Source organism: Streptomyces sp. NPDC038707, from assembly GCF_040636485.1.
Classification (GTDB): domain Bacteria; phylum Actinomycetota; class Actinomycetes; order Streptomycetales; family Streptomycetaceae; genus Streptomyces.
On record NZ_JBEZUP010000005.1, the window covers coordinates 332,521 to 349,591 of the forward strand.

The window sequence follows — 17,071 nt, forward strand, 5'->3', positions numbered from 1 at the left end:
CGGGCCCGACTTCTATCGTCAATGCTTTTTGTTTTTAGAAAGGACCACACAGCAGCCGCCGGGGCACGGATCCATCGCCGGCGACCACGGCTCGGGCGCCAGGCCCTCGATGAGCGCCAGGTTCATCCCGCAGATCAGGGCGGGGAACTCCGAGGCCAGGGCGTGGAAGGGACAGTTGCGCAGCCGCAGCGTCTCCCCGTCCCAGAAGGGCTCGTAACCGCGGGCCCGTAGCGCCGCCTCCACGTCGTCGGCACGCGCGTCCGGATGCGCCGCGCCCGCCGCCCTCGCCGCGGCCTGCAACTCCCGGTCCAGTCCGGCGTTCTCCAGCACCTCGGCGAGCAGCCGGCCGGCGGCTTCGTACGACCGCGGCGGCACGGAGACGGCGTGTTCCCCCTCGGCGCGCCGGTACAGCTTCGACGGCCGCCCCGCCCCGGGGCCGGTGCGCCCGGACAACCGCCGGAAGGAGACGGTGAGCAACCCGGCCTCGACCAGCTTGTCCAGATGGAAGGCGGCCAGCGACCGGGAGATCCCGGCCGCTTCCGCGGCCGCGTCACGGCCCACCTCCCCGGGGGCGGCGGCCACGTATCGGTAGAGGCGGCGGCGCACGGGGTCGCTCAGCACGGCCAGCACGTCGAAGGCGGAGTCGTCGTCAGTCACACGCCGACTCTAGGACGCATGTGGGGCCGGTCCGCGCGGAGCGGGTGCCCGGTTGGCCGACGGGAAAAGGACGTGCCCGGCCCGCCGGCCGGGAGGCCGGCGGGCCGGGCCGTGGGCCGTCGGGCGGGACCGGTTACGACAGCTGGGACTGGACCTGGGAGGAGATCAGTTCCAGGTGGTCCAGGTCGCCGAGGTCCAGTACCTGGAGGTAGATCCGGCTGGAACCGATCTCGGCGTACCGGCCGATCTTGTCGACGACCTCGGCCGGGGAGCCGGCGAGCCCGTTGGCCTTCAGTTCGTCCACCTCACGGCCGATCGCGGCGGCACGCCGGGCCACCTCCTGGTCGTCCTTGCCGACGCAGACGACGAGCGCGTTGGAGTACACCAGGTCGTCCGCGGCCCGGCCCGCCTCCGCGGCGGCGGCCCGCACCCGGCCGAACTGCCGCTCGCTGTCCTCGACGGAGGCGAACGGGATGTTGAACTCGTCGGCGTACTGCGCGGCGAGCCGCGGCGTGCGGGTCGCGCCGTGGCCGCCGATCAGCACGGGGATCTTGCGCTGCGCGGGCTTGGGCAGCGCCGGTGACCCGGTGAGGTCGTAGTACGTGCCGTGGAAGTCGAACGTCTTGCCGACCTCGGTCGCCCACAGCCCGGTGACGATCGCGAGCTGCTCCTCCAGCCGGGCGAACTTCTCCTTGGGGAACGGGATGCCGTACGCCTTGTGCTCCTCCTCGAACCAGCCCGCGCCGAGGCCGAGCTCGATCCGGCCGCCGGACATCTGGTCGACCTGGGCGACCTGGATGGCGAGCACGCCGGGCAGCCGGAAGGTGCCGGCGGTCATCAGCGTGCCGAGGCGGATGCGCTTGGTCTCGCGGGCCAGGCCGGCCAGGGTGATCCAGGCGTCCGTGGGGCCGGGCAGGCCGTCCGCGTTGCCCATGCGCAGATAGTGGTCCGAGCGGAAGAAGGCGTCGAACCCGAGTTCCTCGGTGGCCTTCGCCACGGCGAGCAGGGTGTCGTAGGTGGCCCCTTGCTGGGGCTCGGTGAAGATTCGCAGGTCCATACGCCTATCCTGCACGGCCCCGCACCCGCCGCGCGAAACCCCCGCTGGTCCAGCGGGGGTTTCGTCGGCCACGACGCACTCGGGCTACTCGGCGGGGTTCCTCCGCGGAGGGGTCCGCCTGCGCTGTGCCCTGCTCTGCGTCCTGCTCGGCAAACTGCTCGGCGCTGCTCGGCCTGCTCGTTCGGCTCGACGGGCTGCTCGGCCTGCTCGTTCGGCTCGACGGGCTGCTGGGTCTGCTCGTTCGGCTCAGCGGGCTCAGCGGGTTGCTCGTTCGGCATTTCACCCTGAGCCGTTCCGGCCTGCTGGTTGGCCGGCGCGTTCACGGCCGCATTAGAATCGCCCGCGTGACTGCCGGGTCGGCCATGGGCCATGCACGAGTGAGGCGCCCGGCCTCGGCGTGAGCGCGAGGCGGGCGAGGGGTCCGCCGTTCTGTCCGTGTCCTGACGTCCCGGCGCCCGCACAGGGCGCTCCATCGCGGATCCAGCACCCGGAGACACATCCCCTCATGCCTCTTGACCAGCAGCACGCTCACCGGCCCGCGTCACCGGCCGCCGTCCAGCTGAACCACACCGCCGTCTACGCCTCGGACCGCCGGCTGTCGGCCGCATTCATCGCGGCCGTCCTGGGAGTGGAGGTCGGCGCGCCCTTCGGGCCGTTCCTGCCCGTCGATCTGGGCAACGGCGTCACGCTCGACTACTACGAGAAGCGCGACGAGCCGATCCAGTCGCAGCACTACGCGTTCCTCGTGCCCGACGGGGAGTTCGACACCATGCTCGCCCGCCTGGATGCGGTCGGGGTCACCTACTACGCCGACCCGCGCCGCACCGAGCCCGGCCGGATCAACCGTCTCTTCGGTGGTCGCGGCGCCTACTTCGACGACCCGGACGGGCACAACATGGAGATCATGACGCGCCCCTACATACGGCCGTAGCAAGCGGGCGGCGGCCGGTCACACGCCGGAGGGGCTGTCCTGGGCGTCCTCCGGCACCATCGCCGCCCGTGCCGCCAGTTTGCGCAGCATCTCCAGGACGCGGTCGCGGGACTCGTCGGCCGCGTCGATGGCCTCCATGCACTGCCAGTACGCCGTCTCGTCGGCGGCGGCGCTGGCCATGCCGACCAGGGATATCCCGACCTCGCCGAGCAGGCCGCCGAGGCAGAGCAGGGTCTCGCGGGCGTCGTCCAGCTGGGTGAGCTGGGCGGCGCGCAGGTCGCCCGGGTCGAGTTCGGGCGGGTCCAGGACGCCGCAGCCCCGGCCCGCCAGCTCGGTCAGCCCGAGCGCCTCGCCCCGCAGTTCCGGCGGTCCGGAGACCGCGAGGCGGCTCCCGATCGCCTGTGCCAGGGCCTGCGCCTGCCACACCTCCGCCATCATCTCCCCCGCGTCGGCGCCGCCCGCCAGGGCCCGCCTGCTCGCGAGGATCAGCCGTACCGCATCCATCCGATGCCCCCGTCCGTCCGCCGCGCCCGCCGGCACGGCCTCCTGAACTCCCGTATCCACTACCCAGAGTGAGGGTCATCGAGACGAAAAGCTAGAGGAAGACGGAAATTAGTGGACAACAATTCGGATCCGTCACGCCCTTTGACTGCGGAGAGTGATAGCGGAGTTCAGGAGTCCGCTTGTTGGTCCGCCGCGGTGGCGTCCCGTCCGTCCCCCGCGTCCCCCGCGTCCTGCCCGTCCCCGGCTCCCGGGGCCGGGAACCGGTGTTCGTTGCGGTCGATCTTGGCGGCCAGCGCGGTCAGCGGATCGATGCCGAGGACCTCGCAGAACTGGAGCAGATAGGCGAGCACATCGGCGACCTCGTCCGTGACCCGGTGGGCCGTGCCGGGGTCGTCCATCACCCGGGCGGACTCCTCCGGGGTGAGCCACTGGAAGATCTCGACCAGCTCGGACGCCTCCACGGACAGGGCGGCGACGAGGTTCTTGGGGGTGTGGTACGGCTGCCAGTTCCGCGCGGCGGCGAACTCGGCCAGCCGGCGCTGGAGGGCGGCCAGGTCGGGGTGTTCGGTCACGCGTCCAGGTGTACCACCGTGACGTCCGGGGTCCCGGCCGCCCACGAGGCGTCGTGCACCGCGGCCACGCAGCGGATGTGTCCGCGCCGGGCCATCCGGGCGGCCGTCCCCAGCAGTTCCCGGCGCTGGACGGGATCGAGGCCGCGGTCGAAGCCGTCGGCGAGGACGGTGAGGGTGCGCAGGGCGTCGGGCACCTCGCCCGGTACGTCCATGTCCAGCACGCCCGGTCCGGTCAGCAGCACCAGCGTGAGCGCCAGGTAGCGCAGCTCGCCGTCGCCCAGCCGGGCGAGCCCGGTGCGGACGCCGTCGCCGCGGTCGAGCAGCGCCCGTACCGTGCCGTCGGCCAGCGGCTCGGCCACCAGGTCGGTCACCGGGCCGGCGCACCCCGCGCGCACCGCCTCGACCAGGTGCCCGTGCCGGCGGGTGCACTCGGCGCGGGTGCGCCACAGGACGTCGGCGAGGTTGTCGCAGCCGGGCAGCAGCCGGCCGGAGCCGGTGGGGACGGGGAAGCGCATGTACTCGGGGCGCGGGTCGCAGGGGAAGACGGAGCGCAGGGCGACGACCATCTGCTCGGCGGCGGCGAGCACCTGGCGCTGTCCGTCGGTCTTGCCGGCCACCCGCAGCGGCAGCAGGGCGGTGCCCAGCCGGTCGCCGGGGAGCGGGGCGCGGGTCACCGGGGCGGTGCCCGCGGTGTGCCAGGCGGCCTGGACGGTCCGGCGCCCGGGGTCGCGCAGCGCGGTCTCCAGCAGGACGACCCCGCGCGCGGTCAGCCGCTCCCCCACGATCCGCAGCTCCGGTTCGGCCTGTACGGCGATGTCGAGCCGGACCGGACCCTCGGCGCCGTCGGCCGTGCAGCCGATCCGGAAGCCCCGGCGCCCCTCGGCGTCGGGCCGGGCCCGCTCGGGCACGCAGGCCACCGGGTCCGGGAACGCCTCGGCGAGCGGGACGCCGCCGCCGAGCCGGGCCAGTGCCTCGAAGGCGGCGAGCGCGGTGGTCTTGCCGGCCCCGCTGTGCCCCGCGAACAGGGTGACCGGCCCGAGCGGAAACCCGGCGCCGCGGTGCCCGGCGAAGGCCGAGAGCCGCAGCTCGGTGATCCGGGACCGGATGTCGCAGGGGGTGCGGGAGAGCACGGGAGCGTCGGCCGCCGGCGACCCGGCGAACACGAAGGGCACGGCCATACGCGGACCGTAGAACTCCGTTTCCTTGCCGAACCGTTTTCCCGTCCGGAGTTTCCCCCGATCGGGGGATGGTCACGGCGCCCGGCGCGTCACGTGCCCGACAGCCCCGCCCCCTCCATCAGGCCGCTGACCTCCGTGCCGGGCGGGGTGAGCAGGAAGACGTTGCGGTCGACGCGGTGCATCCCGCTGCCCAGGCCGAAGACGACGCCGGTGCTGAAGTCGAGGACGCGCTTGGCCACGTCGCCCTCCGCTCCGGAGAGGTCGAGCAGCACCGGTACCCCGGCCATCAGGGTCTCGGCGACTTCCCGGGCGTCCGCGAAGACGTTGACGCGCAGGACCACGAACCGGCGCCGGGTCTCGGTCTCGGCGTCGGGCAGCGAGCGGTGGTTCACCGCGGACGGCCAGGAGTCCCGGCCCCGCAGCGGCACGACCTGGGCGAGCCCTTCCCACTGTTCATCGGTGACGTCGTAACGGCTCACCGGCTCCCCCCGACCTGACTCTCGACCAATTCGTGCACCAGCCAATTCTTACGCCAAGTCACCCGTTCGGCCCAACAACGACACGAAGGCCCCCAGGGAGACCCGCGGGACGGCACCGATCACGAACGCAAGAAGAGAAACCTCACAGGCCGTGCCGCGCCCCTGTTCAAGCGCCCTGCCCTAGCATCCGAGCCATGACGGTCCTGCCTGACGACGGGCTCTCACTGGCCGCCGAGTTCCCTGACGCGACACACGAGCAGTGGCAACGCCTGGTGGAGGGCGTACTGCGCAGGTCAGGCAGGGAATTGTCCGGCGAGGCAGCGGAAGACGCCCTGTCCACGACGCTGGAGGACGGGCTGCGCACCCGTCCCCTGTACACCGCGCGCGACAGCGCCCCCGACCCCGGCCTGCCGGGTTTCGCCCCCTTCGTGCGGGGCAGCCGCCCGCAGGGCACCGGCCCGGGCGGCTGGGACGTGCGCCAGCGGCACACCGTGCTCGCCGACGGCCCGGCGGACACGGTGCTCGCCGACCTGGAGAACGGCGGCACCTCGCTCTGGCTGGTGCTGGGCGAGGGCGGCATCCCGGTCACGAAGCTGGGCCGCGCCCTCGACGGCGTGTACCTCGACCTGGCCCCGGTCGTGCTGGACGCGGGCCGGGACACGGCCCGGGCGGCCGAGGCCCTGCTGCGGCTGTACGCCGACAAGGGCGTGGACGCCGGGGCGGTGCGCGGCAACCTGGGCGGTGACCCGCTCGGGTACGAGGCCCGTACCGGCACCGCGCTGCCCTTCGCGCCGTACGCCGAGCTGGCCGTGCGCTGTGCCGAGGGGTATCCGGGGCTGCGCGCGCTGACCGTGGACGCGCTGCCGTACCACGAGGCGGGCGGCTCGGCCGCGCAGGAGCTGGGCGCCTCGCTGGCCACCGGGGTGGCCTATCTGCGGGAGCTGACCGAGGCCGGGCTGAGCGCCGAACAGGCCGTCGGTCAGCTGGAGTTCCGGTACGCGGCGACCGCCGACCAGTTCCTGACCATCGCCAAGCTGCGCGCGGCGCGCCGGCTGTGGGCGCGGGTCGCCGAGGTGTGCGGGGCGCCGGCGGCGGGCGCGCAGCCGCAGCACGTGGTGACGTCTCCGGTGATGATGACCCGCCGCGACCCGTGGGTGAACATGCTCCGTACGACGGTCGCGGCGCTGGCCGCCGGGGTGGGCGGCGCGGACGCGGTGACCGTGCTGCCGTTCGACCACGCGCTGGGGCTGCCGGACGCGTTCGCGCGGCGGATCGCCCGCAACACCTCCTCCATCCTGATCGAGGAGTCCCATCTGGCCCGGGTCGTCGACCCGGCGGGCGGCTCCTGGTACGTGGAGCGGCTGACCGCCGATCTGGCCGAGGCCGCCTGGGCCTTCTTCCGGTCCGTCGAGCGCGACGGCGGGCAGGCGGCCGTGCTGCGCTCCGGGCGGCTGCGCACCGATCTCGCCACGACCTGGGCGGAGCGGTCCAAGCGGCTCGCCAGGCGGCGCGAACCCATCACCGGCGTCAGCGAGTTCCCGCTGCTGGCCGAGAAGCCGGTGGAGCGCCCGCCCGCGCCCGAGCCGCCCTCCGGCGGTCTGCCCCGGGTACGCCGGGACGAGGCGTACGAGGAACTGCGCGCCCGCTCCGACGCCCATCTGGCGAGGACCGGCGCCCGGCCCCGGATCTACCTGGCCACGATCGGTTCCCCGGCCGAGTACACCGCGCGCGCGGCCTTCGCCGCCAACCTCTTCCAGGCCGGCGGGATCGAGCCGGTCACCGAGGGCGCCTTCGCAGGCAGCGGCGCCACCGAGGCCGTGGTGTGCTCCAGCGACGCGCTCTACGCCGAACAGGCCGGGCAGGTCGCCGAGTCGCTGCGCGCGGCCGGGGCCCGGCACGTGTTCCTGGCGGGCCGGGGCGAGTACCCCGGCGTCGACTCGTACGTCTTCGCGGGCTGTGACGCCGTGGACGTGCTGTCCGCGACCCTCGACCGTATGGGAGTGTCCTGATGGGAATCCCCGACTTCTCCGGCATCGAGCTGGGCACCCCGGTCGCCGGCGGCACCGAGGACGAGTGGCGCGCGGCGCTGCGGCGGGCCGCCGGGGACGCGGAACCGGTGTGGGAGACCCCGGAGGGCATCGGGGTCAAGCCGCTGTACACCGGGCGCGACCTGGAGGGCCTGGACTTCCTGGGCACGTACCCGGGCATCGCGCCGTATCTGCGCGGCCCGTACCCGACGATGTACGTGAACCAGCCCTGGACGATCCGGCAGTACGCGGGCTTCTCCACCGCCGAGGAGTCCAACGCGTTCTACCGGCGCAATCTGGCGGCCGGCCAGAAGGGCCTGTCGGTCGCGTTCGACCTGCCCACGCACCGGGGGTACGACAGCGACCACCCGCGGGTGACGGGTGACGTCGGCATGGCGGGCGTGGCCATCGACTCGATCTACGACATGCGGCAGCTGTTCGACGGGATCCCGCTGGACCGGATGACCGTGTCGATGACGATGAACGGCGCGGTGCTGCCGGTGCTGGCGCTGTACATCGTGGCGGCGGAGGAACAGGGCGTACCGCCCGAGAAGCTGGCCGGGACCATTCAGAACGACATTCTGAAGGAGTTCATGGTCCGCAACACCTACATCTATCCGCCGAAGCCGTCGATGCGGATCATCTCCGACATCTTCGCGTACACCTCGCAGCGGATGCCGCGCTACAACTCCATCTCCATCTCCGGCTACCACATCCAGGAGGCGGGCGCGACGGCCGACCTGGAGCTGGCGTACACCCTCGCGGACGGGGTGGAGTACCTGCGCGCGGGGCGTGCGGCCGGGCTGGACGTGGACGCGTTCGCGCCCCGGCTGTCGTTCTTCTGGGCGATCGGCATGAACTTCTTCATGGAGGTCGCCAAGCTGCGGGCGGCCCGGCTGCTGTGGGCGAAGCTGGTGCGGCAGTTCGACCCGCAGAACCCCAAGTCGCTCTCCCTGCGCACCCATTCGCAGACCTCGGGCTGGTCGCTGACCGCGCAGGACGTGTTCAACAACGTCACCCGCACCTGTGTGGAGGCGATGGCGGCCACCCAGGGCCACACCCAGTCGCTGCACACCAACGCGCTCGACGAGGCGCTGGCGCTGCCGACCGACTTCTCGGCGCGCATCGCCCGCAACACCCAGCTGCTGATCCAGCAGGAGTCGGGCACCACCCGGGTCATCGACCCGTGGGGCGGCAGCGCGTACGTGGAGCGGCTGACGTACGACCTGGCCCGCAAGGCGTGGGCGCACATCCAGGAGGTCGAGCAGGCGGGCGGGATGGCGCAGGCCATCGACGCCGGCATCCCGAAGCTGCGCGTGGAGGAGGCGGCGGCCCGCACCCAGGCCCGCATCGACTCCGGCCGGCAGCCGGTGATCGGCGTGAACAAGTACCGGGTGGACAGCGACGAGCAGATCGAGGTGCTGAAGGTCGACAACTCGTCCGTGCGCGCCCAGCAGATCGAGAAGCTGCGGCGGCTGCGCGCGGAGCGGGACGAGACCGCCTGCCGGGACGCGCTGGACGCGCTGACCCGCGCGGCCGACGGCACCGACAACCTGCTGGAGCTGGCGGTGCGCGCGGCCCGCGCCAAGGCGACGGTCGGCGAGATCTCCGACGCCCTGGAGAAGGTGTACGGGCGGCACGCCGGGCAGATCCGTACGATCTCCGGTGTGTACCGCAACGAGGCAGGGCAGTCGGCGTCGGTGGACCGCACCCGGGCGCTGGTGGAGGCGTTCGAGGAGGCCGAGGGGCGCCGGCCGCGCATCCTGGTCGCGAAGATGGGCCAGGACGGCCACGACCGCGGCCAGAAGGTGATCGCGACGGCCTTCGCCGACCTCGGTTTCGACGTGGACGTCGGCCCGCTGTTCCAGACGCCGGAGGAGGTCGCCCGGCAGGCGGTCGAGGCGGACGTGCACGTGGTCGGGGTGTCCTCGCTGGCCGCCGGGCACCTCACGCTGGTGCCGGCGCTGCGCGAGCAGCTCGCCGAGGAGGGCCGCGAGGACATCATGATCGTGGTCGGCGGGGTGATCCCGCCGCAGGACGTGCCGGTCCTGCGGGAGATGGGCGCGGCGGAGGTGTTCCTGCCCGGGACGGTGATCCCGGACGCGGCCCACGACCTGGTGCGGCGGCTGGCGGCCGACCTCGGGCACGAGCTGTAGCGCGATGGCGGCGATCGATCTCGACACGTATGTGAAGGGTGTGCTCGACGGGAAGCGGGCCCTGGTGGCCCGCGCCATCACGCTCGTGGAGTCCACCCGGCCCCAGCACCGGGAGCTGGCGCAGCGGCTGCTCACCGAGTTGCTGCCGTACAGCGGCCGGGCGCGGCGGATCGGCGTGAGCGGGGTGCCCGGTGTCGGCAAGTCGACGTTCATCGACGCCTTCGGCACGATGCTGACCTCGCTGGGCCACCGGGTCGCGGTGCTCGCCGTCGACCCGTCCTCCACCCGCACGGGCGGCTCCATCCTCGGCGACAAGACCCGGATGGAGCGCCTGGCCGTCGACCCGGCGGCCTTCGTCCGGCCCTCCCCCAGCGCGGGCACGCTGGGCGGGGTCGCCAAGGCCACCCGGGAGTCGATGGTGGTGATGGAGGCGGCCGGCTACGACGTGATCCTGGTGGAGACCGTCGGGGTGGGCCAGTCGGAGACGGCGGTCGCCGGCATGGTGGACTCCTTCCTGCTGCTCACCCTGGCCCGTACGGGCGACCAGTTGCAGGGCATCAAGAAGGGCGTCCTGGAGCTGGCCGACGTGATCGCCGTGAACAAGGCGGACGGTCCGCACGAGCGGGACGCGCGGGCCGCGGCCCGGGAACTGGCGGGCGCGCTGCGGCTGATGCACGGCAAGGACGCCTTCTGGACGCCGCCGGTGCTGCACTGCAGCGCACGGGAGTCGTCCGGTCTGGACACCGTGTGGGAGCGGCTGGAGCAGCACCGCCGGCTCCTGGAGACCACCGGGCGGCTGGCGGACCGGCGCCGGGACCAGCAGGTCGGCTGGGTGTGGGCGATGGTCCGCGACGAGCTGCTGGGCCGGCTGCACGCCGACCCGGCGGTGCGCGCGGCCGCGCCGGACCTGGAACGGCAGGTCCGGGAGGGCGAGTTGACGGCGACGCTGGCGGCGGAGCGGATCCTGGCCGCCTTCGAGGGCCGTACGGACCCGGCGGCCGGAAGCTGAACGGGCGAGGCGCGCGGTCCCGGGGCGGGCCCCCGGGACCGCGCGGCACCTGAAGGGGTTGCGCGGAAGGCCGCGGCCGGACAAGGATCAACTCCTTGTGAGCCAACATTTCGATGTCGTTGTTCTGGGAGCGGGCCCCGGCGGCTACACCGCGGCGGTCCGCAGCGCGCAACTCGGTCTGTCCACCGCGGTGGTGGAGGAACGGTACTGGGGAGGTGTCTGCCTCAACGTCGGCTGCATCCCCTCCAAGGCACTGCTGCGCAACGCCGAGATGGTGCAGTTCGTCACCAACGAAGCCAAGGCGTACGGAATCAGCGTGGGCGACACCGTGTCCGCGGACTACCGGGTGGCGCACGAGCGCAGCCGCAAGGTCGCCGACGGCCGGGTCAAGGGCGTCCACTACCTGATGAAGAAGAACGCCATCACACAGTTCGAGGGGCGGGGCGTCTTCACCGACGACCACAGCCTGACGGTGACCCACCCGGACGGGCGCACGGAGGCGGTGACGTTCGGGCACTGCATCATCGCCGCCGGCGCCACGCCCCGGCTGCTGCCGGGCACCTCCCTGTCGGACCGCGTGGTCACCTACGAGAGCCAGATCCTCAGTGACACGCTGCCGGACAGCATCGTCATCGCCGGGGCCGGCGCCATCGGTGTGGAATTCGCCTATGTGCTGCGCAGCTATGGCGTGGACGTGACCATTGTGGAGTTCCTCGACCGCATGGTCCCGCTGGAGGACGAGGAGATCTCCAAGGAGCTGGCGAAGCACTACCGCAAGCTCGGCATCGAGGTGCTGACCGGCACGGCCGTGGAGAGCATCGACGATTCCGGTCCCCGGGTGCGGGTGACCGTCGACAAGAACGGCGAGCGGCGGACCCTGGAGACCGACAAGGTGCTCCAGGCCATCGGCTTCGCGCCGAACGTGCGGGGCTACGGCCTGGAGAACACCGGGGTCCGTCTCACCGAGCGCGGTGCCATCGACGTCGACGGCCGGTGCCGCACCAGCGTGCCGCACATCTTCGCGATCGGTGACGTCACCGCCAAGCTGATGCTGGCGCACGCCGCCGAGTCCATGGGTGTGGTGGCCGCGGAGACCATTGCCGACGCGGAGACCATGGAGCTGGACTACACCATGATTCCGCGGGCGACCTACTGCCAGCCGCAGGTCGCCAGCTTCGGCTGGACGGAGGCGCAGGCCCGCGAGCGGGGCTTCGACGTCAAGGTGGCCAAGTTCCCCTTCACCGCGAACGGCAAGGCGCACGGCCTGGGTCACCCCGTCGGCTTCGTCAAGATCATCAGCGATGGCACGCACGGTGAACTGCTCGGCGCCCACCTCATCGGCCCCGAGGTCACCGAGCTCCTGCCGGAGCTGACCCTGGCCCAGCAGTGGGACCTGACGGTCCACGAGGTGGCCCGCAACGTGCACGCGCACCCGACGCTCGGCGAGGCGGTCAAGGAGGCCGTCCACGGCCTGGCCGGCCACATGATCAACATGTGACCGCCGGTGCCGGGGCCCCTGTCCGACCTGCGGGGAGGTGGGGCGGACAGGGGGATCGGCCGTCCGGGGTCACACCACTGCGCTGCGGGCTGCCTGCGACAGCCGGACCATGGCGGGTACGGTGCCTCCTGCACATGCTGCCCACGAAGAAGCCGAGCAGGGTGTACCCGCGTCCTCGCCTCGTGCGGGGGTGGTCCCGTCAACCGCTACGCGGCCGAGACGCCCGGGATGTGGTCCCCGCGCATGCGGGGACCTTGGGAGACCTTTCGAATTTTTCTGGCACTTCCGGCTTCATCAAGTGGCACGAGCATGAAACAGCTGAAAGACCACTCGCGCAGGTCAGCGGCCAACTCACCCCAAATGGCGCAGGTCACCGCGCTGACGGGTCTCCTGATCAATATGTGGCCCACACTGTCCCGGACCATCGACCGCCGTGCCCCCGTCACCCCCCGCAACGGGACGTGACGGTGATCGCGTCCAGGATCTACCGGAGGGTACGGTGCGGTGTCGGCTGCCGGGGCCGTGCCGCTGGGGGCGGGGGAGCGTGGTGGAGCCGTCGGTGGCGCGGGCCAAGTGCGGCAGTCGCTCGTGCGTCCCTCGCCGGTGACTCGCTGGCCGGCCGGAAAGCCGGGTACCTGGAAGGCGTGGCACACGCCGGCCGGGCGCAGCGGCGCCCCCGGGTGTGCCCCGCCGGGAGGCGCGCCGAGGGCACCGGCGCCGGTGCCGCGCACCCGGTACACACATCGCACACGGACCCTGGCGGCCCACCGGCACGCAAACCGCACACGGCCACCGGCGGCCCACCAGCACGTGAGGACTCCCCCATGCGCGGAACCATGATCCACGCCCCCGGTGACATACGTTTCGAGACCCTCGACGCGCCGAGGATCCTCAAGCCGACGGACGCCGTGATCCGCACCGCGGTCACCTGTGTCTGCGGCTCCGATCTGTGGCCGTACCGCGGTCTGGAGCCGCTGGGCGAGCCGCATCCGATGGGCCACGAGTACGTCGGGTTCGTCGAGGAGACCGGCAGCGAGGTCGCCTCCGTCAAGCCCGGCCAGTTCGTCGTCGGGTCGTTCGCCACGTCGGACAACACCTGCGCGAACTGCCGCAACGGCTGGCAGTCGAACTGTGCGCACCGCGAGTTCATGAGCACCTGCCAGGCCGAGTACGTGCGTATCCCGCACGCCGACGGCACCCTGGTCGCCACGGAGGAGGTGCCGGACGAGGCGTTCTGGCCGGGCCTGCTCGCCGTGTCCGACGTGATGGGCACCGGCTGGTACGCGGCGCTGGCCGCCGAGGTCCGGCCCGGCTCGACCGCCGTGGTGGTCGGGGACGGCGCGGTCGGTCTGTGCGGTGTCATCGCGGCCGGGGAGCTGGGCGCGGAGCGGATCATCGCCATGAGCCGCCACGAGCCCCGGCAGAGGCTCGCCCGGGAGTTCGGCGCGACCGACATCGTCACCGAGCGGGGCGAGGAGGGCGTGGCCCGGGTCAAGGAGATGACCGGTGGGATCGGCGCCGACTCGGTGCTGGAGTGCGTCGGTACCGCCGAGGCCATGCGGCAGGCCCTGCACTCGGCCCGGCCCGGCGGGAACGTCGGCTTCGTCGGCGTACCCCACGAGGTGGCGATCGACGGCCAGGAGCTGTTCTTCTCCCACGTCGGCCTGCGCGGCGGCCCGGCCCCCGTGCGCCGCTACCTGCCCGACCTGGTCGACCGCGTCCTGACCCGTCGCATCGACCCCGGCAGGGTCTTCGACCTGACCCTCCCGCTGGAGCAGGTCGCCGAGGGTTACCGGGCCATGGACGAGCGCCGCGCCATCAAGACGCTCCTCAAGCCCTGACCGACCGCCACGGCTCCGTCACCCCGCACCGGGCGCGCTCCGGCCCGTCCGTGGGGCGCGTTCGGCCGCCGTATCCCGGATGTCACCCGAACGGCGGCTTGCACTCGCGCCGGGGCGAGCGCGGTTCCCCCGTTCAGAGCAGTCTGAGCCCGGAAGGTTCTGCCACCGCGTTCCCGTGACCGCTTCCGTTGGGAGGCGCAATGGTCGTGATCGCTCTGCTGCTGCCGGTGCTGGTCGTGCTCATGCTGTTCGGTCTCGATGTCTGGGAGGACTTCCTCTTCCCCCGGCCCACCGAACCGCCCTGGAGCGACGCGGAAGACCTCTGAGGAGGAGATGTCCTGCCCGGCCCGTGCCGTCGGCGCGGGCCGGGACGCGTCGGGGTCAGGTACGGACTTCCCCGAAGCGGGAGAGGGCGAGGGTGCCGGCTGCCGCGAGGACGAGGCCCGTCAGGGCCAGCCAGCCGTAGCCGGGGCGTGCGCGGTCGTCGAGAAGGAGGATGCCGACCAGGCCGGGACCGGCGATCTCCATCAGGGTGCCGGCGGCGGTGGCCGCGGTGACGGAGCCGCGTCGCATCGCGAGGGCGTAGCTGAGGTATCCGCCCAGCCCGCCGATGATCAGCGCGTACGTCGCCCCGTCGGTGAGGACGCCTGCGACGCTGGAGATGTCCATCACGCGTACGGCAAGGCTCGTGACACCGAAGCCGACGCCGGACAGCACGCCCAGGGATGCTGCCGCTCCCCGGCCGTGGAAGCGGGCAGCCCACGAGGTGAGCCCCAGGGCCACCAGGGGCGCGACGGCCAGGGCCAGGCGGAAGGAGGGACTCGCGGAGGTGGCGCCTTCACGGCCCGAGCCGGCGGCGAGCAGCACGAGGCCGGCGACCACGGTGGTGACGGCGACGGTGTCCCTGGTCCGCAGGCGGATCCCGAGCAGCCCGACGGCCGCGAGGGCGGTGACGGCGAGGCTGGCGTTGGTCACCGCCTGCACGACGAACAGCGGAAGGCGGCGCAGGGCCACGACGCTCAGCGCGAACCCCACCACGTCCAGGCCCGCGCCGAGGACGAACTGCCACGAGCGCACCAGCCGGACCGCGAGCCGCAGCCCCTCCGCCTCCGTGCGCGACGGCGCACGCGCCGCGCGCGCCTGGAAGACCGACGCCAGACCGAAGCCGACGGTGGCGGCGAGCGCGAAGAGGAGACCGAGGAACACGGCGCGCTATTCGGACGGCCGCCGCGCCGGAACGCGGGCCACACCGTGACTCGCCGGCTCGCCTCCCGCAGACGGCCTCGGCGCCGGAGGCCGCGAGACGGCGAGGGGCGCCGCTCCGGAGCGGACCACTCCCGCCGCGAGGAGCAGCGCCCAGCAGGCCAGCAGGAGTTCCTGGAGGCGTTCGGCCCCTCCCACCCACAGGTTGACGTGCCGCGTCATGAAGGCGGCGACCGCCACCATCAGCCAGACGTTGACGGCCCACTGGGCGACCACGAGAACGCGGCCGTGACGGGCGAGGGCGGGCCACCAGCCGTACCGGCGGGCGGCGATGGTCAGGGCGGTCATCGCGGCCAGCGCGGCGGCGGTGGCCACGGCACTGGTGACCGTGTGCACCGTATGGGCGGCCGGTGCCAGCCCGGCGACCTCGCGGTCGAAACACGCGCGGTCGGCCACGAGCGGGCAGCTCAGCGGAAACCGGAATTCCACCGCCGTGGCCGCGCCGAACAGGCCGAGAGCCCACCACCCCGCCCTCGCCCACGACAGCCGCGCCGTCCGGCCCCCGAGAGCCAGGACGGCGGCCGCGACCGCGCAGGCGCCGGCCATCAGGTCGGCCGTACGGAAGAGGAGACTGTGGGGGTGGGCCCCGGCGGAGAGGTCGCTGACGTAGGTGTGCAGCGGGTCCGCCCCCGCCACCAGGAGCGGTGCGCTGATCCACGCGTTGTACAGCACGGCGGTCAGCGCCAGCGGGATGCCGGCCAGCCGTCGGCCCTGGCGCAAGCGGATCACACGGCCCACCTTCGTACGGGCCGTCACCGGCACGGCGGAGGCACGCCGGACGCGGCCTCGATGTCCCGCCGGGGCGGCCGGACGGAGGCGGCGAACGCGCTGGGCCGTACGGGTGGAGACCGGTGTGCGCCGCACGGCGGCGGAGGCATATGACGAAGGGGGCGGCCTACGCACCCGGGCCTGGAGCGAGGAGGACATCGCTGTGCCTGTTCCGGTGGAGATCGATCAGAGTTCGACCGGCTACAGCCTCGAACGTGCCTACCGGCTCGCGCTGGCTTCGGACCTCGCGTACAAGGACGAGGCCACCATCGAGGCGCAGGCGAGGCAGTGGGGGTTCGACACCGTGCGGCACCACGAGACGCGCTTCACCCCGCCGTTCCCGCTCCAGGACACCCAGGCCTGCACCATGGCTGGCGACCGCATGATCGTCACCGCGTTCCGCGGCACCGAACCGCGGCAGATCAAGGACTGGCTGTCCGACGCCACGACCCCGCCCCGGCGCGGGCCGGGGGCACCGGGCACGTCCACGACGGCTTCGGCGAGGCGCTGGAGTCGATCTGGCCGGACGTGAAGAACACCCACGCCGAACTGCGCACCGACGGCCAGACCGTCTGGTTCACCGGGCACAGCCTGGGCGGGGCGCTCGCGATGCTCGCCGGCGCCCGGATGCACCTGAAGGACCCGCGCCTGGCCGCCGACGGTGTCTACACCTACGGCCAGCCGCGCGCCTGCGACACCGCCCTGGCCAGGGCCTGCAACAAGGGTTGCAAGGGCCGGATGTTCCGGTTCGCGAAACAACAACGACATTGTCCCCCGGATGCCGCCCGCACCCCCGTACTCCCACGTCGACGCGCTGCGCTGCATCGACTCCCACGGCATGGTCCGTGACGAGATGCCGGTGATCGGCGGGCTGTTCGACCATGCGGCGGGACTGACCGCGGACCCGCTGGCGCCCGCCTCCGACGGTGTCCGCGACCACTTCACGCACAGCTATCTCGCCGCGCTGGAGAAGAACCTCACGTGTAAGTGAACTGCACGGTGTTGCTCAGCTCGGTGTCGCCCCACAGGTTCTCGGTGGCGCCGCCGAGCTCACCGCTGAGACTGACCCATCGCTCGCCTCCCCGGCCGTGGTCGGGGCGAATGCTGTCGATGTGCAGCGTCATCACGATG

At 72.6% G+C, this 17,071-nt stretch carries 17 protein-coding genes and 1 pseudogene; 9 read left to right on the forward strand and 9 right to left on the reverse strand.

The annotated features are described in order from the left end of the window. Positions 1 to 18 precede the first annotated feature (18 nt). Both AB0E62_RS10240 and AB0E62_RS10245 read right to left on the reverse strand, forming a co-directional pair. Positions 19 to 657, reverse strand: a complete 639-nt coding sequence (locus AB0E62_RS10240; protein ID WP_362190680.1) for a helix-turn-helix domain-containing protein — start codon at positions 655 to 657, stop codon at positions 19 to 21. Between the two features lie 133 nt (positions 658 to 790). Then, entirely contained in the window at positions 791 to 1,714 is a 924-nt protein-coding gene (locus AB0E62_RS10245) for an LLM class F420-dependent oxidoreductase (RefSeq protein ID WP_362190682.1), read from the reverse strand. A 505-nt stretch (positions 1,715 to 2,219) separates the two neighbouring features. On the opposite strand from AB0E62_RS10245, the gene AB0E62_RS10250 reads away from it, so the two are divergent. Next, a complete protein-coding gene (locus AB0E62_RS10250; protein ID WP_362190684.1) occupies positions 2,220 to 2,645 on the forward strand; it encodes a VOC family protein in 426 nt (141 codons plus the stop codon). An 18-nt stretch (positions 2,646 to 2,663) separates the two neighbouring features. Here AB0E62_RS10250 and AB0E62_RS10255 read toward each other — a convergent pair whose 3' ends face one another. From AB0E62_RS10255 to AB0E62_RS10270, 4 genes are all read right to left on the reverse strand, one after another. After that, positions 2,664 to 3,149, reverse strand: coding sequence for a DUF6099 family protein (locus tag AB0E62_RS10255; RefSeq protein ID WP_362190686.1), 486 nt, complete (start codon positions 3,147 to 3,149; stop codon positions 2,664 to 2,666). Between the two features lie 167 nt (positions 3,150 to 3,316). Beyond that, complete coding sequence (locus AB0E62_RS10260) at positions 3,317 to 3,721, reverse strand: nucleotide pyrophosphohydrolase (RefSeq protein WP_362190688.1); 405 nt, start codon at positions 3,719 to 3,721, stop codon at positions 3,317 to 3,319. After that, positions 3,718 to 4,899: an ATP-binding protein gene (locus AB0E62_RS10265; RefSeq protein WP_362190690.1), complete on the reverse strand. Its 1,182-nt coding sequence runs from the start codon at positions 4,897 to 4,899 to the stop codon at positions 3,718 to 3,720. Before AB0E62_RS10265 ends, AB0E62_RS10260 begins: the two co-directional genes overlap by 4 nt. 89 nt (positions 4,900 to 4,988) lie before the next feature. Beyond that, positions 4,989 to 5,378 carry a cell division protein SepF gene (locus AB0E62_RS10270; RefSeq protein ID WP_362190692.1) on the reverse strand — a complete coding sequence of 130 codons (390 nt, stop codon included), beginning with the start codon at positions 5,376 to 5,378 and terminating at the stop codon, positions 4,989 to 4,991. A 194-nt stretch (positions 5,379 to 5,572) separates the two neighbouring features. Between AB0E62_RS10270 and AB0E62_RS10275 the strand changes: the two genes are divergently transcribed. From AB0E62_RS10275 to AB0E62_RS10305, 7 genes are all read left to right on the forward strand, one after another. Beyond that, the gene (locus AB0E62_RS10275) at positions 5,573 to 7,387 is read left to right on the forward strand and encodes a methylmalonyl-CoA mutase family protein (RefSeq protein WP_362190694.1); all 1,815 of its coding nucleotides are present in this window, start codon (positions 5,573 to 5,575) and stop codon (positions 7,385 to 7,387) included. Beyond that, positions 7,387 to 9,561 carry a methylmalonyl-CoA mutase gene (gene scpA, locus AB0E62_RS10280; protein ID WP_362190696.1) on the forward strand — a complete coding sequence of 725 codons (2,175 nt, stop codon included), beginning with the start codon at positions 7,387 to 7,389 and terminating at the stop codon, positions 9,559 to 9,561. Before AB0E62_RS10275 ends, scpA begins: the two co-directional genes overlap by 1 nt. A 4-nt stretch (positions 9,562 to 9,565) precedes the next feature. Continuing rightward, positions 9,566 to 10,570: a methylmalonyl Co-A mutase-associated GTPase MeaB gene (meaB, locus tag AB0E62_RS10285; RefSeq protein ID WP_362190698.1), complete on the forward strand. Its 1,005-nt coding sequence runs from the start codon at positions 9,566 to 9,568 to the stop codon at positions 10,568 to 10,570. Positions 10,571 to 10,667: 97 nt separating this feature from the next. Next, on the forward strand, positions 10,668 to 12,068 hold the full coding sequence (lpdA, locus tag AB0E62_RS10290) for a dihydrolipoyl dehydrogenase (protein ID WP_362190700.1): 1,401 nt from the start codon (positions 10,668 to 10,670) through the stop codon (positions 12,066 to 12,068). A 309-nt stretch (positions 12,069 to 12,377) separates the two neighbouring features. Then, complete coding sequence (locus AB0E62_RS10295) at positions 12,378 to 12,533, forward strand: hypothetical protein (RefSeq protein WP_362190702.1); 156 nt, start codon at positions 12,378 to 12,380, stop codon at positions 12,531 to 12,533. A gap of 359 nt (positions 12,534 to 12,892) precedes the next feature. After that, on the forward strand, positions 12,893 to 13,909 hold the full coding sequence (locus AB0E62_RS10300) for a zinc-dependent alcohol dehydrogenase family protein (protein ID WP_362190704.1): 1,017 nt from the start codon (positions 12,893 to 12,895) through the stop codon (positions 13,907 to 13,909). 200 nt (positions 13,910 to 14,109) lie between these two features. Continuing rightward, complete coding sequence (locus tag AB0E62_RS10305) at positions 14,110 to 14,235, forward strand: hypothetical protein (RefSeq protein WP_362190706.1); 126 nt, start codon at positions 14,110 to 14,112, stop codon at positions 14,233 to 14,235. A 55-nt stretch (positions 14,236 to 14,290) separates the two neighbouring features. Here the strand turns inward: AB0E62_RS10305 and AB0E62_RS10310 are convergent, their stop codons facing one another. Both AB0E62_RS10310 and AB0E62_RS10315 read right to left on the reverse strand, forming a co-directional pair. Beyond that, positions 14,291 to 15,115 (reverse strand): hypothetical protein, encoded by an 825-nt coding sequence (locus tag AB0E62_RS10310; protein WP_362190708.1) that lies wholly within the window; start codon positions 15,113 to 15,115, stop codon positions 14,291 to 14,293. A gap of 6 nt (positions 15,116 to 15,121) precedes the next feature. Further along, positions 15,122 to 15,901, reverse strand: a complete 780-nt coding sequence (locus AB0E62_RS10315) for a DUF998 domain-containing protein (protein WP_362190710.1) — start codon at positions 15,899 to 15,901, stop codon at positions 15,122 to 15,124. Between the two features lie 202 nt (positions 15,902 to 16,103). On the opposite strand from AB0E62_RS10315, the pseudogene AB0E62_RS10320 reads away from it, so the two are divergent. Then, a pseudogene (locus AB0E62_RS10320) lies at positions 16,104 to 16,931 on the forward strand (lipase family protein). On the opposite strand, the gene AB0E62_RS10325 reads toward AB0E62_RS10320, so the two are convergent. Then, the gene (locus AB0E62_RS10325) at positions 16,918 to 17,064 is read right to left on the reverse strand and encodes a hypothetical protein (protein ID WP_362190712.1); all 147 of its coding nucleotides are present in this window, start codon (positions 17,062 to 17,064) and stop codon (positions 16,918 to 16,920) included. The pseudogene AB0E62_RS10320 and the gene AB0E62_RS10325 sit on opposite strands and share 14 nt — an antisense overlap. Between the last annotated feature and the right edge of the window lie 7 nt (positions 17,065 to 17,071).

Bases quoted from the DNA above. Each gene is read 5' to 3' on its own strand.
- AB0E62_RS10265 (WP_362190690.1), bottom strand. From the start codon at position 4,899: ATGGCCGTGCCCTTCGTGTTCGCCGGGTCGCCGGCGGCCGACGCTCCC.
- AB0E62_RS10300 (WP_362190704.1), top strand. From the start codon at position 12,893: ATGCGCGGAACCATGATCCACGCCCCCGGTGACATACGTTTCGAGACC.
- AB0E62_RS10255 (WP_362190686.1), bottom strand. From the start codon at position 3,149: ATGGATGCGGTACGGCTGATCCTCGCGAGCAGGCGGGCCCTGGCGGGC.
- meaB (WP_362190698.1), top strand. From the start codon at position 9,566: ATGGCGGCGATCGATCTCGACACGTATGTGAAGGGTGTGCTCGACGGG.
- AB0E62_RS10325 (WP_362190712.1), bottom strand. From the start codon at position 17,064: ATGACGCTGCACATCGACAGCATTCGCCCCGACCACGGCCGGGGAGGC.
- AB0E62_RS10295 (WP_362190702.1), top strand. From the start codon at position 12,378: ATGAAACAGCTGAAAGACCACTCGCGCAGGTCAGCGGCCAACTCACCC.
- AB0E62_RS10250 (WP_362190684.1), top strand. From the start codon at position 2,220: ATGCCTCTTGACCAGCAGCACGCTCACCGGCCCGCGTCACCGGCCGCC.
- AB0E62_RS10245 (WP_362190682.1), bottom strand. From the start codon at position 1,714: ATGGACCTGCGAATCTTCACCGAGCCCCAGCAAGGGGCCACCTACGAC.
- AB0E62_RS10305 (WP_362190706.1), top strand. From the start codon at position 14,110: ATGGTCGTGATCGCTCTGCTGCTGCCGGTGCTGGTCGTGCTCATGCTG.
- scpA (WP_362190696.1), top strand. From the start codon at position 7,387: ATGGGAATCCCCGACTTCTCCGGCATCGAGCTGGGCACCCCGGTCGCC.
- AB0E62_RS10275 (WP_362190694.1), top strand. From the start codon at position 5,573: ATGACGGTCCTGCCTGACGACGGGCTCTCACTGGCCGCCGAGTTCCCT.